Source organism: Bifidobacterium sp. ESL0820 (assembly GCF_052606235.1).
This window is the reverse complement of sequence record NZ_CP199594.1, coordinates 547912-566056: the sequence shown is the minus strand read 5'-3', so window position 1 is coordinate 566056 and position 18145 is coordinate 547912. Positions and strand designations below refer to the sequence as shown.

The window sequence follows — 18145 nt, the reverse complement described above, 5'->3', positions numbered from 1 at the left end:
ATGCAGCCATATATAGGTGCTTTATAGGGGTGCCGTATCGGGATACCGTCATATGCCTTGTGACTCGGCCGAACCTCAAGGGATCAATTCATTTGGAAGAGCTTTCATTACCGCCAAGTTCCTTAAGGAAGGCGGCATAGGCTTGGGGGTTGCGATGGTTTTTGCCTGCTTGGACAATCAACCCGTGATATTCGCGCAAGTCGTTGAGCGGCCATTGATCAACCTGAATAAAATCCGCCTCGTACTCTTCACCCTCCTGGTATGACCGCAAGGAGGCCCATCCCAGACCGTCCAGCATCCGGCGTGCATAGGCGTCCCAGATGAAGCAGCGCTGGCCGAAGGCATAGAGCCGTATGACATCCGCCGTCTCGCGTCCGACTCCGGCAATGGTGAGCAGGTCGTCACGCAGGCCTTCATCCGCGCAATCCTCAACATCGGCCGTGCGGATGCCGTGAGCCAGCAGCCACTGAGCCAGGGCCTTGCAGGTGCGTGCCTTGGCCTTCATGAAGCCGCTTGATCTGATCAAGTTCGTCAGCCTTGTCAGGTCGACGTCGGCCATGTTGCAGGGGTTGAGCAGATCGGCCGTGCGCAGCTGCTCGATGGACATGGCCGCGTTTCCCCAGGCCGTATGCTGGACCAGCACCGCTCCGATCATCATCTCGAAGTCGGTCTCTGCCGGCCACCAATTCTGCAATCCCAGGCGAGCGAGCAAACGTGAATACAGCCACTTTGAGCAACCGGCATTTATCCTGCCTGAATTGCCCATAACGCCTCCACCAAACTACTTGACGCTTTTCATGGTAACAGCTGGCTCCAGCCGGTGCGGAGCGAGTCAGAGAATGGCAGGCGCCTGGGCGAAGTCAGCGATAGCGCCATCGGCCTCAGAGCGGATGGCATCCCAATCCTTGGACGAAGACTGGTCGTACATGGCCCAGACCTTCATCCCAGCCCGCTTGGCGGAATCGACGGCGACCAGAAGATCCTCGAACACTGTGCAGTGGTCGGGCGCAACTTCCAGCATCCGTGAAGCCAACAGGTAGATTTCCGGTTCCTCCTTGCCGATGCTTTTGGCATCATCCACGCTGCAGACCTGGTCGAAACAATCGGTCATGCCAGCGTGCTTCAGAGCAGCTTGTCGTAGGCGCGGCGGAAGGCTGGTTGCCACAGCCAGGGCGGCACCGCTGGCTTTTAGCGCTTGCAGGTAATCGAGTGCATGTGGTTTGGGCTGCACAGCTGTGGCGTAGAGCAGGAGTGCGTCCTCGTTCCACTCCTCCACAAGATCTTCTGGGCGCTCGTCAAGGTGGAAGCGGTCGATGGTGTATCTGGCAATGGCACCGGTCTGCATGGAGGCCACTGCAGATGCGTAATCGTCCGGCATGGGGATGTTGCGGCGAGCAAAGAAACGTTGGTCGATTTCCTTCCAAACTCCCATGGAATCCAGAAGTGTGCCGTCCAAGTCGAAGATGGCGGCCTTGCCAATGTTGACTTTTGTTCTATCTTCGCCCACGCCGCACGTTCTCCTGTCTGTCGAAGTTCTTCATAGTAGCATGACCTAAGAGCATGACCTGCCCAGTGGCTTAGAGCCAAGGCCCTCCCCGATCAGTCTTGGCTGCAGAAAAGTAGGTAAGTTCAACAGTTTAATATTGCCGCGGAAGTCATCAATCCAAGCGATTGTCAATTATTTTGCGCTCAGCGAGCGAAAAGCACATAAAAGTTGAAGAATATATACAATATTGGTTGAAACAATGTTAGCATGCAAATACTAGAGAAAATCATCGAAAAAGGAGACTTATGGCTATTCAAGAAACAACAGCGGCTCTGGCTGATCCCCTGCGTCGTCGTGTGCTGGATCTTTTGGAGCAGGGCGGCATGGAGGCGGGACGCCTGGCCGAAAAGCTGGGAATGACCCCGTCCAAGCTGTCCTATCATCTGCGGAAGTTGAAAGAAGCAGACCTGATTGTCGGCCACAAGCAGGGCACCAGGGTCATCTACGAACTCAATCTGAGTGTGCTGGACAGCACTATTCAGTGGCTCTACCGCCTGCGGACCAGCGCCAGCGACAAGAGAAGTCTGCCCGAGCCGCGGACTGTGAGCAAGGAAACTGGTTCAACGACAGTTTCCGAGTCCTAAGGAGACTCTCATGGCGGATGGCAGCAAAGCGGGTCGGTTCGTCCCGACCCTTGTCGCGGCTCAGTGGTTGCCGGGGATAATCATGCTGGGCGTAAGCTGCTTAGTGGTCAATCGTCTGCCGAATGAAAACGTCCCGCTTCATTGGAATGCACAGAACCAGGTGGATCGCTGGGGCTCTCCCCAGGAGCTGGTTTGGATGCCCTGCTTCTGTCTGGTCATTGCGCTGATTTGGACCATCCTCATGCTCGTCCTGCGTGCATATTTGATTAAACGTGGTGATGAAGCGGGGCATACCTTGACCGTTTTTCTGCTTGGTGGTCTATGCATGCAGATTATTGTCGCGGTTTTAGATCTGTTCGAATTAGCTGTTGCTGATCCTCATTGGGGATGGTGGCCGACGGATTTCGGCATTGATAAGGTCGCCTTGCTATTGACCGGTCTGACTCTCATAGTCATCGGCAATCTTGCTCCTAAAACCAGACCCAATGGCATCAGCGGTTTTCGGGTGCCAGGTGCCTACTCCAGCCGCGAGGCTTGGCGCCGTTGTCAGCAGTTTGGCGGGGTGCTCTTCATGATTCTGGGCGTGGTCATGATCCTGGCTGCCCTGGCTTATAGCGGAGTCAGACTCTACTGGATCTGTGGAACCGCTCTGGCAATCGTCCTTGTACTCATATTTGCCTATGGTTCATACGCTGGCAGAAAGTATGCCGGGCAGGGCGGACCCGTGTACCACCGCTAGTGCTTATGTGCAATGAGTGGTTTGAAGGAGACTGCAAATAACAGATCTGCATATACGCAATGGAGACTATCCGAATCTTTTGGGAGGATTTGGAGGTTCCCTAAATACAATAAATGTCCAGAAACACAGTTCTCACCACAAGGATTTGCAGATAAGGCCGTCTAGTCGAGAAGGCAAAGTTAGATATAGATTCGTTTGATGCTAACTCCTGCTATTTGTTCTCATCCCAAAGTAATTTATATCCTACTCGCATGTGATCCAGTTCCGCACGACTCTTTAAAATATCTTTATCAATCCCAAGGTTGAGTGCTATCCAACATCTGAAGGTGAGAACTGCTTTTTGCCAGGAATTGAGACACACTATTTTGTCAGGTCTCTTCCTATTTGCGTGTTTTATCCCGTTATAGGCCGAGGTAGTTTGCAATATCCAGTTGTTAACTTCAAAGGGAAGGATATCTTTTAGATTTTCGGTTATTCGTTTTAATCTGTCTTTGAAACTAAACTTATTGGCATCTTTTTTGTTCTTGCCATCGGCTTTCAGCAAATAATATCCTAAAGCCTCCAGGCCAGAACCAGCTTCTAATAACCTAACTTCAGGTGTGGCTTTGTCTAGTGTAAATGAAGTTACGATTGGGTCAATCGCTCGTGGTATCTGATCGTACAATGAAAGCCATTTCTGTACACCGTCTTCTTTCAACTCTGCATATTGAATCAAGCCTCGATCATATTTTGGTTTATGGCGTTCCTGAATCCCCTCGGTTATTGGCAGCCACTCATTGGCAATTTCTTCGTTTGCAGTAGCTGCAGTATCGGGTGAACGAAGGACTTGTGATTCAGTTAAATCGCGATCTTCTCCATACGAAATGCGAAGCAAATCCTGTATTGCTTTAGACAAGTGCCTCGCACTTTGCCAAGAGAGAAGGTGAGATGATCTGGTCTCTATATATGTCTTGTCGTTTATTGTACAGGTGTCATCTTTAGAAGAATAAGAAAGTGACCAATCAAAATGAATATATCCGAGAGGATTGTTTTGAAGACGTATGTCGTCAGGACTTCTAATGATAAGTGTCTCGGACCTGTTTCGAGAATTTCTGTTTGATGGTCTTTTTCTTTCTATATTACTGTTTCCAATCCACTGCCTCAAACCGGCGATTGAAGTCCGCAACCCATATATTTTTTGATAATTGGTATGTAACCTTGCCCCCATTACGGCGCAATCAGCAATTATTGTCCCCCTGGCTCCGCCATTTCCACCTATTACTTCAGTCATACTGTATTTGCGGCAATTTAATAAAGCGATACTACCGTCAATATCGTAAAACCACAGATTTCTAGGCACTGGATATATGTCTTGGTCTTGGATCTCAGCTATCTCCGCTATATTGATCACGTCATCAGTCCATAAGTTAGAAATAGCATCTACATTATTCCACGATATAGTTATCTCTATGCCATGTTCAGTGATACGTATTGGCACTTGCATCTCGGGGAATAGATAATCGTCGCTGACGAGAGTTCCCACTCTAATCATCTCTGGTAAAAGAACATTGCTATTATGAGCCATTCTTAATTACTCGCAGTCTTAATAGAAGTTAACTAGTAACGGGTATATTTGTAGTATGAATAATTTTACAGCAAAAGGGTTGTGTTGGCTTTTGTTAAGAAGAGGCTCACAGCAATGTGACTTTGAAGGAGAGAATTACATCTTTCATGAATCTCCAAATACTGTGTGTAGAAAATGGACTCCTTGTTGTTGCTGAAGCCGGACGATGCAAGATTGAAGATGAAATCTCCAGACAAAAACACCACTTTAGCGCTGCCTTAGGCTTCTTCGGAAATGTGAAAAGCGGTCGCCTCTATAAGGTTATCCATATCCTACTAGATTAAGCGTCAGGATCTGTGGCACCACTGGGAGCAATCGCAGTTTGCGGCCTGTTATTCCCCTCTTTTGTATCTTTGGTATTACAGAGAAGGCGACATAATAAGACTGGCAAATCAGTTCATCGGAAATTTCCAGAAGCTTTACCACCCTATCATGAATACTGAAGATACCAATCTTGAGCTTATCGACACTGTTTGTCGTTTTTTCATAGTTCGCGATGCGATATAGCCTGAGGTTAACCCGGAGTCGAGTCGACATATCGGACTGCGTCGTGTTTGCTACTTTACACAGCTGGCGAAGCAGCTCCTGTATCAGCATACTTGTCTTTGCTGAATCGCAGTGCTCAACATATGCTGAACTTAGACAACTTTATCGGCACTCTGCATAATCATTCGTATTGCAACGTTTTGCTGTAATGCCTGAGCCGATTCTGTGAAAATACAGAGCGCTCGTGCATCGACGATGCGACGAATCGGCATACCCAGGATCATTTGGGAAAGGTCCCTGGGCCGACTAAAGAACCGGCCTAGGGACCTTCTTTATTTGCGCTTTTTCTTTTCGCGGATATGCACCGAGATCTGGATGGGAGTGCCCTCGAAGCCGAACTCTTCGCGCAGACAGCGTTCCAGATAGCGGCGGTAGCCATGCTCCAGGAAGCCGGTAGCGAAGATCACGAAACGCGGCGGCCTGGTGGAAGCCTGGGTGGCGAAGAGGATCCTCGGCTGCTTGCCGCCCCGCAGTGGATGCGGATGCGCGGCCTGAACCTTGCCCAGGAAGGAGTTGAGCTTGCCGGTCGGTATGCGCTTGTCCCACGATTCCAGAGCAGTGCGCATGGCCTTGGCCAGCCGGTTGGTGTGCCAGCCGGTCTTGGCAGACAGGTTGACCCGCTCGGCCCAGGTGACCCGGTCGAATTCGGTCTGCCAGAGCCGCTCAAGACGCTGGCGGCCGAAGTCGTCCAGCAGATCCCACTTGTTGAAGACCAGGACGATGGCCCGACCAGCATCCACGGCCTGGCTCATGACCTTCAAGTCCTGATCGGCGATGGGCTGGGAGGCATCGAAGAGAATCAGCGCCAGCTCCGAGCGCTCGATGGCCGCCTGGGTGCGCAGGCTGGAGTAGTACTCGGCACCCGAGATCTTATGCAGGCGGCGCTTGATGCCGGCGGTATCGATGAAGAGCCAGTCCTCGCCGTCCACCTGGACCACCTGGTCGACCGGGTCACGGGTGGTGCCGGCCACATCGTGAACCACGGCCCGCTCCTCGTGGGCCAGCTGGTTGAGCAGGGAGGACTTACCCACGTTGGGCCGCCCGACCAGGGCCACCCGGCGCAGGCCCTCCGGGGTGAGGAATCCCGAAGTCTTGTCGGCCTTGCCGAGTTGTTCCAGCGCGGCATCCAGCAGATCACCTATCCCCCGGCCGTGCATGGCGGAGATGGCATAGGGTTCGCCCAGGCCCAGCTTCCAGAATTCGGAGGCGGTGTAGTCGGCCATCCGGTCATCCAGCTTGTTGACGGCCAGGACGACCGGCTTGCCGGCGGCCCGCAGCATGGTGACGATCCGTTCGTCGCTGGCGGTCAGACCCACCTGGCCATCCACGACCAGAATGACGGCATCAGCCAGGGATACGGCTACCTGCGCCTGGGAGGCGATGGCGGATTCGATGCCCTCCACATCGCTCTCCCAGCCCCCGGTGTCTACCAGCTTGAATTGGGTGCCGGCCCACTCGGCCTCGTAGCTGACACGATCCCGGGTCACGCCAGGGGTGTCTTCGACTACGGCAGCACGGCGGCCGAGGATCCTGTTGACCAGGGTGGACTTGCCCACGTTGGGCCTACCCACCACGGCCAGCACGCCCACGGCCTTGGGGCCATGGTCCTGGTCATCCTGGTTCTCGGAGCCGCCCTCCAGCAGGGCACGGTCCTCCTCGTCCAGCTCATAGTCGTCCAGGTTGCGGGCATACTCGTCGTAGGAGTCCTCCTCCATGGCCGAGGAGACCAGATCGATCAGAACCTTCAGGGTCTGCTCGAAGGTCAGATCGGAGTTGTCCACGGTGGTCACCCCGTCGGCGGCGCTCATGAAGGAGGTGACCTTGGAATCCCGGGCATCCCGGGCAGCCAGATCCTCGGCGCCTGTTGAACCGGACTGGGCCTGGCCGCTGCGGCGGGCTTGACGGACCTCTTCGCGGGCTGTCAGCAGCACACGGACCTGGGCATCCGGGGCAACCACGGTGGTGATGTCCCGTCCTTCGGCCACCACACCGCGCTCCTGGTCGGCTATGATGGCCCGCTGGGCGGCGATGAGGACATGGCGCACAGCCGGAATCGAAGAGACTACGGAGACATGCTCGGAGACCCTGGTGGAGCGTATCGCTTCATCCACGTCACGACCGTCCAGGCTGACAGTGGGATGCTCGGGGTCCAGTCCCATGACCAGGTGGCCACCGGTGATGGAATCGGCCACGGCCTCGGTGATCGCCTCCTGGTCGGGCTGGTCCGCGTCCAGGTCCAGCCCGCGGTCCATGCACCAGAGGGTGACCGCCCGGTACATGGCGCCCGTGTCCAGGTAGGCCAGTCCGAAATGCTTGGCCAGGGCCCGCGAGGTGGAGGACTTGCCCACTCCCGCAGGGCCATCGATGGCGACGGTGATCACAGTCCGACCTCCTTATCCAGGGCCTTGATCTCAGCTGCAGAGAGCACCCGGTAGGAGCCAGGACGGATCTCGCCCAGCCGGATGGGACCGATCTGGGTGCGCACCAGCCGGGTCACCGGGTAGCCGATGGCCCCGAATATGCGCCGGACTATCCGGTTCTTGCCCGAATGCAGGACCACCTTGACGATGGTGTGCTCGCGGTTGTGGTCGATGATGGCGCAATGGTCCAGCCGGATCAGGCCGTCGTCCAGCTCCACCCCCTGGGTGACCAGCCGTCGGCAGACGTTGCCGCCAATGTGGCCGCTGAGCGTGGCAATATAGGTCTTCTCCACCTCGTAGCGCGGGTGCATGACGTGCTGGGCCAGCTCCCCGTCGTCGGTCATGAGGATCAGGCCCTCTGAGTCATAGTCCAGCCTGCCCATGTGGAAGACGCGCTCGTAACGGTCCCCTATGATGTCGCGCAGGGTGAACCGGCCTTTGGGGTCGTCCATGGTCGAAAGGACCTTGCGGGGCTTGTTCAGGGCCAGGGTGACATGCTTGTCGTTCAGATGGATGCGGGATCCATCCACGCGGATCTGCTGGTGGGAGGGGTCCACCCGGCTGCCCAGCGTGGTGACCAGCTTGCCGTCGACCTCGACCCTGCCCTGGGTGATGATCTGTTCGCATTTGCGACGAGAGCCGAATCCGGCCTGGGCCAGCACCTTCTGGAGGCGGATGCCCTCCTCCCCCTGTTCGCGCGCTCTGATCGCCTGTGTGTATGGATGTGGCATCGTTCTCCCAACGTGGCCTGATAGATATGTAACGGATGACGTTCTGGACGACCGCAGCCGCCGAAAGGTCATATCATACTATATCGGAGCCTAGGGAAGTGTTGTTGGCTTGCCCTAAGGTAGAAACTGTTGTTGTTCATTGTCGTCGAAGGGATTGCAAGGTGGGGAACATGACTATGGAAGCAAGTGCTGAGCCGGTTCTCGAACAGGCCGACGGGCAGGTTGCCGCAAAGCCCGTCCGCAGGCGGATCAGGCCCCGTGATGTTCGTTGGATTCGTGCGGCCGCAGAGCTGGTGGGCACCTTCCTGATCTGCGCGGTCATCTACCTGTCCTACAGCTTCGGCCAGCTGGTCATGGGCCAGCCCAGCGTGGTGCTGCCGGTCCTGGGAACCGCCCTGACCTACCTGGTCGTGACGGCCATGCTGGGCGGCGTCTCCGGCGGCCACTTCAACCCCGCCGTGACCGTCGCCGCCATGTTCACCTCGCAGATCAGCATGGTGGACGGACTGATCTACATCGTCGCCCAGGTGATCGGCGCTATTGGCGCCGGTGCACTCGCAGTCGCCCTTATCCCGGTCAGCAAATCTGTGCCGGACAGGACCTGGCTCATGTTCTCGGTCAACGGTTTTTCCGGCGGATCACCCGCTGCAGCCACCCTGGGCCAGCAGCACATCGCCTTCGGGGCGCCCATGGCCATCGTGGTTGAGCTGATCGGCTGCATGATCGTGGTGGCTGCGGCCATCACCACCCTGCGCTCCGACGGCCGCGCCCGCCGCAACCATGCTCTCTATACCGGGCTGGCCTACGGCGTCGGCGTGCTGGTCACCTACCCCATCACCTGCTCGGGACTGAACCCGGCTCGTTCCACCGGCATCGCCATCTTCGCCCAGTCCAAGCACATGGCCGTCAGCCCGATCTCGCAGCTCTGGCTCTTCTGGATCTGCCCCCTGCTGGCTGCCTCTCTGGTGGCCCTGGTCATCATCATGACCAGCATCATCACCGACAACATGGCCATGCGCGCCATGGGTGCCGCCACTGATGCGCAGCTAGTTGTACAGGTGGATGCAGATGCTCAGGCACAAGCACAAGCTGATGCTTTTGCCCCCGGTGCCCAGGCTCAGGCGGGCCCGGATGCTCAGGCTGAAGCCTTTGCTCCTGCCGGTGCCCAGGCTCAGGGTCAATCGGCCCAGGCATCTTCTGCTCCGGTTCAAACCCCTGTTGCTGATACAACTGACACGGCCGCCCCTGCGGACACCACTGCTCAGACCGTCGATGTATCTTCTCTATCCGATTCCGATGCAGAGCAGGATGCTGATGCTGGAAAGGATGCTGTTGCCCCAGCTAATGCAGGAACCATTCCCGATCTGCAGGTCGAGCCCCTTCATACTGCTTCGGAAACAGAAGACAACAGTGATGATCAATCCGAAGACAAGCCTACTGAAGGCTGAGAGGGGTCACAGCATCAGCTGAATGCTGCTATAGGTGACCAGCAGGCCGATGCCCAGGGCGATGCTGATGAAGGCATCGAAGGGCACCGACCGGACCTTCCAGGGGCTGCGTTCCTTGAGGATCAGGCGCAGGGCGCCGCAAACCAGGGCCGCGACGGACACCAGTCCAGTCGCGGCCCATGTGTATCCGCAGAAGGCCACGAGCGCGGCGACAAGCACCACGAGAAAGATGATGGCCTCGCAGATAGGGCGACCCTCCTGAGCCTCCGAGACGAAGGGGTGGCCTCGACCAGAAGTCTTGGGCGGTTGCGGGGGCTTGAGGTTCGGGTTTTCGGTCTTAGCCGCGTCTGCCATGTTCTCCTGCCTTCCGCACATGCTCTGTCGGTTCGAGCCTACCAGCGCTGCTGACGCAAAGCGACCGTGCCGCCATCGCCCTGAAAACGATGATGGCACGGTCCGCTCTTTCAACAAGGAGCCGGAGCAGTCCGATCAGTTCTTGTGCTGGAAGATCAGGTGCTCGTTGGCGAAGGTGTCGAAGCCCAGGCTGTAGAGCTCACGGCCGTAGCCAGAGTTCTTGATGCCTCCGAAGGGCAGCTCGGGCATGGTCACCCAGCCGCCGTTGATGAAGGTCATGCCGGTCTCGATGCGACGGGCCAGGGCATCCGCATGGTCGGTATCCGAGGAGAAGACCACACCGCCCAGGCCGTAGCTGGAGTCGTTGGCCAGCTCGATGGCCTCGTCCTCGTTGGCCACCTTGTAAATGGAGGCCACAGGGCCGAACATCTCCTGGTTGTAGACGGGGTTGTCACGGTCGATGTCCGTCAGAACCGTCGGGGTGAAGAAGGCCCCCGGCGAATCGTAGGGCTTGTTGCCGTAGGCGACCTTGGCTCCACCGGCCACTGCCGTTTCGACCTGCTTGGCCAGGTTGTCGCGGGCGGAGACCATGCACATGGGGGCCAGCGTGGTTTCGGGGTTGCTGGGATCGCCCAGAACCGCGTGCGAGAAGGCGTCGACGATGAGCGAGACGAAGTCGTCGTAGCGGTTTTCCGTGACGATGAAGCGCTTGGAGGAGGTGCAGACCTGGCCAGCGTTCGTCAGCCTGGCGCCTGGGGCCACCTTCTTGAGCAGATCCCAGTCAGCGTCATCCAGGACGATGAAGACGTCGTTGCCGCCCAGCTCCATGGAGGACTTCTTCAGGTTGGCTCCAGCCGACTTGGCCACCGAGGCGCCGCCGCGCTCCGATCCGGTCAGGGCCACGCCAGAGACGCGGGGGTCGGCGATGGCACGGTCCACCTGGTCATAGTTGACGAAGAGGTTGGTCAGGCTGCCCTCGGGGGCTCCTGCTTCTCTTACGGTCTGTTCGAAGGCCACAGCCGAGCCGGGCACGTTGGAGGCGTGCTTGAGGATCATGGGGTTGCCCAGAATGAAGTTGGGGGCGAACACGCGCATGATCTGGTAGTAGGGGAAGTTCCAGGGCTCAACCATGAACACGATGCCGGTGGCCTGCTTGACGTAGTAGGCCTTGCCGGCGGGGTTGTCCAGGGGGACGGGAGCCAGCAGCTCCTCGGCGTGATCGGCGAAGTAGTCGGCGATGTCCGCGCACAGCTCCACCTCGGCACGGGCCTCGCCCACCAGCTTGCCCATGTCCAGGGTCATGTTGGCTGCCAGGGTATCCTCGTTCTGACGGAAGAGCTTGGCAACCTGACGCAGTTGTGCGGGACGGTCTCCCGGGCCCTCCTGCTTGCGCCAGGTCTTGTAGAGGTCATGGCCGCGAGCCAGGGCATTCTCCAGATCCTCGTCGGTGGCATCTGGATACGTCTTGATCAGTTGGTTGTTAAAAGGATTGACTGTCTGATAGGTCACAATATCTCCTTCGAATTATGGGTACCTAGTCAGCATCATCGCTGGTCAGTTCCTTCAGCATATCACCGCATTGGACCCCACGGTCAAGGAATTTGCCGCAGGGCGACATTCGGCCGCGGGGTCCGGTTTTATCAGTGGAAGAAGTGGCGGGTACCAGTCAGATACATGGTCAGATCGGCATCCTGGGCGGCCTTGATCACCTCGGGATCACGGATGGATCCTCCTGGCTGAACCACGGCCCTGATGCCGGCCTGGATCAGATATTCCAGACCGTCGGCGAAGGGGAAGAAGGCATCGGAAGCGGCCACCGAGCCTTTGGCCCGGTTGCGGCCCTCGTCCAGGGTGTTGGCCCGCTCCACGGCCAAATGGCTGGAGTCCACCCTGTTGACCTGGCCCATGCCGATGCCCACGGTGGCTCCCTGGTTGGCCAGGAGCACAGCGTTGGACTTGACCGAGCGGATGGCCCGCCAGGCGAAGGTCAGATCATCCATGGTCGCCTGGTCGGCAGGGTTGCCGGAGACCAGACGCCAGGTGGAGGGATTGTCTCCCGGGGCGTCGATCAGGTCGGGCGTCTGCACCAGGGCTCCCCCGTCGATGGGACGAATGACCGGACGCTGACGCGGGCGGCGTTGCACAGACAGGATGCGCAGGTTCTTCTTGGTCCGCAGCAGGTCCAGGGCCTCGGGCTCATAGCCTGGTGCCACGATCACCTCGGTGAAGACCGGCTTGATCTGCTGGGCCATGGTCAGCGTGACCGTGCGGTTGGCGGCGATGACCCCGCCATAGGCGCTCATGGGGTCGCAGGCATGGGCGCGGCGGTGGGCCTGGGCGATGTCCTCCCCCACGGCCAGACCGCAGGGGTTGGAGTGCTTGACCACGGCCACTGCGGGCAGGTCGGGGAAGTCCCAGACCGAGCGCCAGGCGGAGTCAGCGTCCACATAGTTGTTGTAGCTCATTTCCTTGGCCCCGCCCAGGTGCTCTGCCGCAGCGAAGCCGTCCCGGTCCAGCGGGTCCAGGTAGAGGGCGGCCTTCTGGTGGGGGTTCTCCCCGTAGCGCAGTTGGTTGGCCAGACGCCAGGTGCGGGTCATCGCCTGTGCTGGTTTCTGATCCTCTGCCTTGTCCTGCTTGTCGTCAACCCATGTGCGAGCTGTCCACTCGGCGATGGCCGCGTCGTAGGAGGCGGTCAGAGCGAAGGCTTTGGCAGCCAGACGTCCGCGTTCGGCCAGGCTGAAACCGGTGCCGGAGGCGATGCGATCGGCGGCCAGGGCATAGTCGTCCGGGTCGGTGATCACAGCCACGCTGGCATGGTTCTTGGCGGCGGCCCGGATCATGGCGGGTCCGCCGATGTCGATGCGCTCCAGGCACTGGTCCGCGTCGGCGCCTTCGAGGACGGTCTGCTCGAAGGGGTAGAGGTTGACCACCACCAGGTCGAAGGGGGCAATGTCCAGGTCTTTGAGCTGCCGGACATGGTCGGGGTTGGTCATGTCGGCCAGCAGCCCGGCGTGGATGTGCGGATCCAGGGTTTTGACCCGGCCGTCAAGGCTCTCGGGAAAACCGGTGACCTTTTCCACCGGGGTGACCTGGACGCCCAGATCCTGCAGCTTCTTTGCGGTGCTGCCGGTGGATACGACCTCGGTGCCTGCCTGGCGGAAGGCCGATGCCAGGGCCTCAAGGCCCTGCTTGTGGTAGACCGAGACCAGCGCTCGGTTGATGGTTCGATTCGTGGTGACCATGGAAACTCCTACTCCTATGCTTGAATGCCGAGGCGCCCCGCCACCTTCGGACCTACTTGCCTGGTCTGCGGGTGGACGAGACCTGTCGTGGTGTGTCTGCTCGGTCGGTTGCCTTGGGCTCCTTTCCCTCCTGACCGCGTGATTGGTTGTGTTTTTTCTTGTTTTCCGCCTGGGCGGAAGTCTTTTTGGCGTCTGCCTGGCGCAGATAGTCAATCAGTACGTCCTTGATGATGATCAGGGCGGCGATGACAAGTGCCAGCAGCCATATTCCCAGCAGGCCGACTCCCAGGGAGGTCCCGATCATGCGCAGGGAGGAGGCTATGGGCACGCCCACTCCGGCCAGTCGCTGGCGGCCCAGGGCCCCGTTGGAGAGCTGGAAAAGCAGGGCAAGACCAAGCAGGGCGACCATCCAGGCCAGGACCATGGCCAGGGTTGCCATCAGGAAGCAGACTGCGGTGTCTCGGGATTTCAGCCCTGCTTGGCGCACAGCGGCGTGAATTCTGACACCCCATGGTCCGGTCAGCAGCAGAATGCCCGCAACTACTCCGGCCAGCAGGGGCAGGTTGAGCAGGAGCAGACGAACCCCCTGCCGGGAGACAGGCTCTGGGAAAAGCCCAAAGAGGGGCAGCGAGGGCAGGCTTGAGGCGTGTCCGGACCAGAGGGTGAAGGCGGCCAGCTGGCCTATCTTGAAACCGTCACCGAAGAGCCAGGAGGCAGCCCAGATGATCAGATTGGGCAGCCAGGCCAGGGACGCCAGGCTGGTCGTCACAGCCGAGGCGGTGCCCATACGTGTCAGTTTGAACAGGCGGCCCACGTCTCCGTGATAGAGAACAATCCAGACGATCAGGGCGATCAGGCCGGCGGCCAGCATGGCGGCCAGGAGGATCAAGCCGGCCGTGAGCCCGAGCCGGATGGTCCTGCGGACCTGGACCGGCAGAACCTCTTGAATGCGTTTGGTGAAAGCCTGGCGGAAGGGTTCAGAGCGGACCCAGGCCCAGCCGTAACCCAATAGGAAGACCAGGCTGGTCCGCAAAAGCATGACCGGGGTGGTGTCTACCTGGATGGTCTGGCTGCCCTGCATGAGGATGAGGCTGCAGAGTACCCAGACGACCAGGCCGGCAATGCAGCCGCCGACGGACATGCCCAGCCGACTGACCAGGGAGCGGATCATCCAGATCAGCAGGCCGGTCAGCAGCAGGGGGATGATGGTCAAGGTCAGGGCCCCGGCCGTGAACCCGCAGCCTTGGGTGAGCAGGGTGATGGTTTCTGTCAGGGCCACAGTGGCCATGGACAGTGATGGCCCGCCCTCCTCAATGGAAATGATGAGCAGGAGCAGGGCCATGCAGGCCCCGAGGGCGACAGTGTAGATAAGTATGGCTAGGAAGGCCTCGAGGGCCCCCCGGAGCCATACTTTCACCCTGTCGGTCATATGATGGCATGCTCCCGTAGCAGGTCGAGTGTCAGCCGGGCGGTCTCGCCGGGTGTAGTGCCCACCTGGATGCCGACGGACTCAAGCACTTCCTTCTTGTCGGCGGCCGTGCCCTTGCCGCCCGAGATGATGGCTCCGGCGTGGCCCATCTGCTTGCCCTCTGGTGCGGTGAAGCCGGCGATATAGGCCACAATGGGCTTGGTCATGTGGGTGGAGGCCCAGCGAGCGGCCTCCTGTTCAGCCGAACCGCCGATTTCGCCGATCATGACGCAGGCCTTGGTTTCGGGATCGCGGTTGAAGGCCTGCAGAGCCTCCAGCATGGTGGTGCCCACAATGGGGTCGCCGCCGATGCCCAGGCAGGCGGTGAAGCCGATGGAGGACAACTCCCCCATGAGCTGGTAGGTCAGGGTGCCGGACTTGGAGACCAGTCCCAGCGGGCCGCGACCGGCGATGCCCTGCGGGATGATGCCCAGGTCTGCGCCGACGCCGTTGGGCCGGTCGGACATGGTCATCAGACCCGGGCAGTTGGGGCCGACGATGCGGCAGCCGCGTTCCCTGGCCAGGGCCACGCAGTAAGCGGTATCGGCCACGGGAATGCCCTCGGTGATGACCACGATCAGGGTGATGCCGGCCTCGATGGCCTCGACCATGGCGTCCTTGGCGAATCTGGGCGGGACGAAGACCACGGAGGTGCGAGCCCCGGTCGCCTGCCGCGCTGCTGCGCAATCGGCGTAGACGGGCACATGACGGGTCTGGCCGTCAGGGCCGTCAAAGTCGACCGTGATTCCGGCCTTGCGGGCGTTGACCCCAGCCTGGATGTTGGTGCCGGCCGCCATCATGCGGGCCGTGTGGACCATGCCCTGGTGACCGGTCATGCCCTGGACCATGACGGGGGCGCCGTCTTCAATGAAGAGGGTCATCGTCCCGTCTCCTTTCCTGCCTGAGCGGCCAGGGCCACGGCCTGGTCCGCCGCCTCCTCCATGGTGCGGGCCACCTTGAGCCGAGGCTCTTGGGCCTTGGCCAGCAGGTCCAGTCCCTCGGCAGCCTCATTGCCGTCGAATCGGACCACGATGGGCCGGTCGTCGTTCTGGTCTTGCTCGCCCGCAGCGTTCACGGCTGCCAGGATGCCCTGGGCCACCTGCTGGCAGGAGGTGATGCCTCCATAGACATTGACCATGACCGAACGGACCTTGGGGTCGGAGAGGACCACGTCCAGGCTGGTGCGCATGACCTCGGGCGAGGCGCCGCCGCCGATGTCAAGGAAGTTCGCGGGTCCAACAGGAACGCCCTGCCGGCGTCCTGACCCAGCCACGGCATCCAAGGAGCTCATGACCAGTCCTGCGCCGTTGCCGATGACGCCTACCTGGCCGTCCAGATGGACGTAGTGCAGGCCAGCGGCCTTGGCCTTGGCTTCCAGAGGGTCGACCTGCGCCGGGTCCGTGAACCGTTTCCAGCCGTCGTGCCGGAAGGCCGCATTCCCGTCCAGGGAGATCTTGGCATCGAGGGCGTCCAGGTGCTTGGTGGCCTCGTCGTCCGGGTCGCCCACCTTGGCCAGGGGGTTGATCTCGACCAGGGTCGCGTCGCTGTCCTGGAAGGTGTGCCACATGCCCAGAAGAATCTGCGCGGCCTGCTCCAGATCCGCATGGTAGAAGCCGATGCGCTCGGCCATGGTGCGGGCGGCCTGCCTGTCGAAATCCTCCAGGGGGCCGATGTGCAGTCGCCGGACCGACTCGGGGTGCTCACGGGCGATGGTCTCCACCTCGGTGCCGCCGCTGGCCGTGGCCAGGACATCATAGTCCCGGGAGGTGCGGTCCACCGAGATGGACAGGTAGTACTCGTGCAGAATGTTGCGTGCCTCGGTGACCAGGATCCCGCTGACCGGATGGCCATCGATGTTCATAGGCAGGATGGCCTCGGCCAAGGCTACGGCCTGATCGTGATTCTCGGCTCGCTTGACGGCTCCGGCCTGTCCCCTATGGCCAATGGTGGCCTGGCCCTTGATCATGCAGGGGTAGCCGATGACGTCGGCTGCCTGGCCGGCCTCTTCTGCGGTTGAGGCATAGACGGCCCTGGGTTGGGAGATGCCATGTTCAGCGAGCAGCTGCCTGGCCTGGTATTCGTACAAATCCATGGTGAAGGTCCCCCAATCGTGCTCAGGCAGGCATGTTCATCAGGCAGGTGACCGGGTAGGCACCCAGGGCCTTGCGACCGTCCAGACCGTTGAGCTCCATGACGAAGCTGAAACCAGCCACCTGGCCCCCGGCCTGCTCCACCAGACGTGCTGCTGCCTGGGCGGAACCGCCGGTGGCGATCAGGTCGTCGACAATCAGAACCCGCTGGCCAGGGCGCAGGGAGCCCTGCTCGATTTCGATGCGGGCGTTGCCGTATTCGAGGGCATACTCCTGGCTGTAGGTGGGCTCGGGAAGCTTGCCGGCCTTGCGCATGGGCAGGAAGCCCTTGCCCAGATCGGTGGCCAGCTGGGGGCCGATCAGAAAGCCGCGTGCCTCAAGCCCGGCTACCAGGTCGAAGTCCTCCGGCTTGACGGGCAGGGTGCGCTTCATGGCGTCGAGGATGATGGCCAACCCTCTGGGATCCGACATGGCGGGGATGAAGTCCCTGAAAAGGATCCCCTTCTTGGGAAAGTCCGGAATGGTACGGATCAACGAGATCAGATAAGCGGCGTCATCATCGCCCACCTGCTTAAGTTCTCCAACCTTGATATCGTCCGATTGAGCCATGATCTTCTTTCTGTTTTGCTCCTTGGAAGTGGTTGCGGGGCCATCATACGCGCGCCGCGTTTCCGTTCGGAGTCAGCCTGACGGGAGGTGTGGCGCGCGTATGAGGTTCAGGACTTGGTGGAAGTCGAATCCGAAGTCTTGGCAGCCTTGGCAGCCTTGGAAGCATCCGATTCGTCGGTGTCATCGGACTTCTCCGCAGTCTCTTCCTTGTCCGATTCGTCTTCAGGCTCCGGCTGGGTACCCGACTTAGCCTCGGCATCATCCTTGCCTTCTGAGGCGGCAGAGTTTTGGGCGGCAGCATCATCGGCGGCGGTTTCCTCACCGTCGGCATTGTCGCTGGCTTTGTCGTCTTCTTCAGCGGCGGTGACCTCGGCGGGCGCATCCGCGTCCTCGGGCAGGGGGTTGCCGTTTTCGTCAACCTCGTCATCGTGGATGTAGGCCGGGACGATGGGCGGCTTGGTGATGGCCTGGATGCGCCAGCGGGACTGCGAGCCCTCGGAGTCGATGACCACCTGTTCCTTCTCCAGGTCCACGGAGACGACCTTGCCCAGAAGGCCCGTGGTGGTGGCTACCTCGTCACCGGGCTGCAGGGACTGGCGGAAGTCCTGGACAGCGGCCTGCTGCTGTTTGCTCTTGCGGGAGCTTCCCCACATCATGGCGATCATCAGGGCGATGATGACGATCATGAAAATCATGGATCCCATGGCTGTTTCCACTCCTTGTTTCGGCGGGTATCAAACGGCGATATGCATTGCTGCGAAGACC

Annotated in this window: 16 protein-coding genes; 3 read left to right on the top strand and 13 right to left on the bottom strand. The window is 59.7% G+C overall.

Features of this window, described 5'->3' with window-relative positions:
• Positions 1–88: 88 nt before the first annotated feature.
• Together ACUIAH_RS02380 and ACUIAH_RS02375 are read right to left on the bottom strand one after the other, a co-directional pair.
• Positions 89–712 carry an endonuclease III domain-containing protein gene (locus tag ACUIAH_RS02380; protein WP_445341283.1) on the bottom strand — a complete coding sequence of 208 codons (624 nt, stop codon included), beginning with the start codon at positions 710–712 and terminating at the stop codon, positions 89–91.
• A gap of 120 nt (positions 713–832) precedes the next feature.
• Entirely contained in the window at positions 833–1480 is a 648-nt protein-coding gene (locus ACUIAH_RS02375) for an HAD family hydrolase (RefSeq protein ID WP_445341526.1), read from the bottom strand.
• A gap of 311 nt (positions 1481–1791) precedes the next feature.
• Here ACUIAH_RS02375 and ACUIAH_RS02370 point away from each other — a divergent pair, with 311 nt between their 5' ends.
• Both ACUIAH_RS02370 and ACUIAH_RS02365 read left to right on the top strand, forming a co-directional pair.
• Complete coding sequence (locus tag ACUIAH_RS02370) at positions 1792–2130, top strand: metalloregulator ArsR/SmtB family transcription factor (RefSeq protein ID WP_045924406.1); 339 nt, start codon at positions 1792–1794, stop codon at positions 2128–2130.
• A 10-nt stretch (positions 2131–2140) separates the two neighbouring features.
• A complete protein-coding gene (locus ACUIAH_RS02365) occupies positions 2141–2869 on the top strand; it encodes an SdpI family protein (protein WP_445341282.1) in 729 nt (242 codons plus the stop codon).
• Between the two features lie 211 nt (positions 2870–3080).
• Here ACUIAH_RS02365 and ACUIAH_RS02360 read toward each other — a convergent pair whose 3' ends face one another.
• The 3 genes from ACUIAH_RS02360 to ACUIAH_RS02350 all read right to left on the bottom strand — a co-directional run bounded on the left by ACUIAH_RS02360 (position 3081) and on the right by ACUIAH_RS02350 (position 8169).
• Complete coding sequence (locus tag ACUIAH_RS02360; RefSeq protein ID WP_445341281.1) at positions 3081–4433, bottom strand: ApeA N-terminal domain 1-containing protein; 1353 nt, start codon at positions 4431–4433, stop codon at positions 3081–3083.
• Positions 4434–5290: 857 nt separating this feature from the next.
• A complete protein-coding gene (gene der / locus ACUIAH_RS02355; RefSeq protein WP_445341280.1) occupies positions 5291–7399 on the bottom strand; it encodes a bifunctional cytidylate kinase/GTPase Der in 2109 nt (702 codons plus the stop codon).
• A complete protein-coding gene (locus tag ACUIAH_RS02350; protein ID WP_045924410.1) occupies positions 7396–8169 on the bottom strand; it encodes a pseudouridine synthase in 774 nt (257 codons plus the stop codon). Before ACUIAH_RS02350 ends, der begins: the two co-directional genes overlap by 4 nt.
• A gap of 170 nt (positions 8170–8339) precedes the next feature.
• On the opposite strand from ACUIAH_RS02350, the gene ACUIAH_RS02345 reads away from it, so the two are divergent.
• Positions 8340–9617, top strand: a complete 1278-nt coding sequence (locus tag ACUIAH_RS02345) for an MIP/aquaporin family protein (protein ID WP_445341279.1) — start codon at positions 8340–8342, stop codon at positions 9615–9617.
• Between the two features lie 6 nt (positions 9618–9623).
• Here ACUIAH_RS02345 and ACUIAH_RS02340 read toward each other — a convergent pair whose 3' ends face one another.
• From ACUIAH_RS02340 to ACUIAH_RS02305, 8 genes are all read right to left on the bottom strand, one after another.
• Positions 9624–9971, bottom strand: coding sequence for a DUF3017 domain-containing protein (locus ACUIAH_RS02340; RefSeq protein ID WP_445341278.1), 348 nt, complete (start codon positions 9969–9971; stop codon positions 9624–9626).
• Between the two features lie 135 nt (positions 9972–10106).
• The gene (locus ACUIAH_RS02335) at positions 10107–11480 is read right to left on the bottom strand and encodes an NAD-dependent succinate-semialdehyde dehydrogenase (protein ID WP_445341277.1); all 1374 of its coding nucleotides are present in this window, start codon (positions 11478–11480) and stop codon (positions 10107–10109) included.
• Positions 11481–11611: 131 nt separating this feature from the next.
• Positions 11612–13213 (bottom strand): bifunctional phosphoribosylaminoimidazolecarboxamide formyltransferase/IMP cyclohydrolase, encoded by a 1602-nt coding sequence (purH, locus tag ACUIAH_RS02330; RefSeq protein ID WP_445341276.1) that lies wholly within the window; start codon positions 13211–13213, stop codon positions 11612–11614.
• A gap of 52 nt (positions 13214–13265) precedes the next feature.
• Entirely contained in the window at positions 13266–14642 is a 1377-nt protein-coding gene (locus tag ACUIAH_RS02325; protein WP_445341275.1) for a cell division protein PerM, read from the bottom strand.
• The gene (gene sucD, locus ACUIAH_RS02320) at positions 14639–15562 is read right to left on the bottom strand and encodes a succinate--CoA ligase subunit alpha (protein WP_445341274.1); all 924 of its coding nucleotides are present in this window, start codon (positions 15560–15562) and stop codon (positions 14639–14641) included. Before sucD ends, ACUIAH_RS02325 begins: the two co-directional genes overlap by 4 nt.
• Complete coding sequence (gene sucC / locus ACUIAH_RS02315) at positions 15559–16773, bottom strand: ADP-forming succinate--CoA ligase subunit beta (protein WP_313841980.1); 1215 nt, start codon at positions 16771–16773, stop codon at positions 15559–15561. Before sucC ends, sucD begins: the two co-directional genes overlap by 4 nt.
• 22 nt (positions 16774–16795) lie before the next feature.
• Entirely contained in the window at positions 16796–17380 is a 585-nt protein-coding gene (locus tag ACUIAH_RS02310) for an adenine phosphoribosyltransferase (RefSeq protein ID WP_110412910.1), read from the bottom strand.
• Positions 17381–17487: 107 nt separating this feature from the next.
• Positions 17488–18084 carry a preprotein translocase subunit YajC gene (locus ACUIAH_RS02305; protein WP_445341273.1) on the bottom strand — a complete coding sequence of 199 codons (597 nt, stop codon included), beginning with the start codon at positions 18082–18084 and terminating at the stop codon, positions 17488–17490.
• Positions 18085–18145: the final 61 nt, after the last annotated feature.

Coding starts and splice junctions, on each gene's coding strand:
- ACUIAH_RS02370 (WP_045924406.1), top strand. CDS start 1,792: ATGGCTATTCAAGAAACAACAGCGGCTCTGGCTGATCCCCTGCGTCGT.
- ACUIAH_RS02365 (WP_445341282.1), top strand. CDS start 2,141: ATGGCGGATGGCAGCAAAGCGGGTCGGTTCGTCCCGACCCTTGTCGCG.
- ACUIAH_RS02360 (WP_445341281.1), bottom strand. CDS start 4,433: ATGGCTCATAATAGCAATGTTCTTTTACCAGAGATGATTAGAGTGGGA.
- ACUIAH_RS02350 (WP_045924410.1), bottom strand. CDS start 8,169: ATGCCACATCCATACACACAGGCGATCAGAGCGCGCGAACAGGGGGAG.
- ACUIAH_RS02345 (WP_445341279.1), top strand. CDS start 8,340: ATGACTATGGAAGCAAGTGCTGAGCCGGTTCTCGAACAGGCCGACGGG.
- ACUIAH_RS02340 (WP_445341278.1), bottom strand. CDS start 9,971: ATGGCAGACGCGGCTAAGACCGAAAACCCGAACCTCAAGCCCCCGCAA.
- purH (WP_445341276.1), bottom strand. CDS start 13,213: ATGGTCACCACGAATCGAACCATCAACCGAGCGCTGGTCTCGGTCTAC.
- ACUIAH_RS02325 (WP_445341275.1), bottom strand. CDS start 14,642: ATGACCGACAGGGTGAAAGTATGGCTCCGGGGGGCCCTCGAGGCCTTC.
- sucD (WP_445341274.1), bottom strand. CDS start 15,562: ATGACCCTCTTCATTGAAGACGGCGCCCCCGTCATGGTCCAGGGCATG.
- sucC (WP_313841980.1), bottom strand. CDS start 16,773: ATGGATTTGTACGAATACCAGGCCAGGCAGCTGCTCGCTGAACATGGC.
- ACUIAH_RS02310 (WP_110412910.1), bottom strand. CDS start 17,380: ATGGCTCAATCGGACGATATCAAGGTTGGAGAACTTAAGCAGGTGGGC.
- ACUIAH_RS02305 (WP_445341273.1), bottom strand. CDS start 18,084: ATGGGATCCATGATTTTCATGATCGTCATCATCGCCCTGATGATCGCC.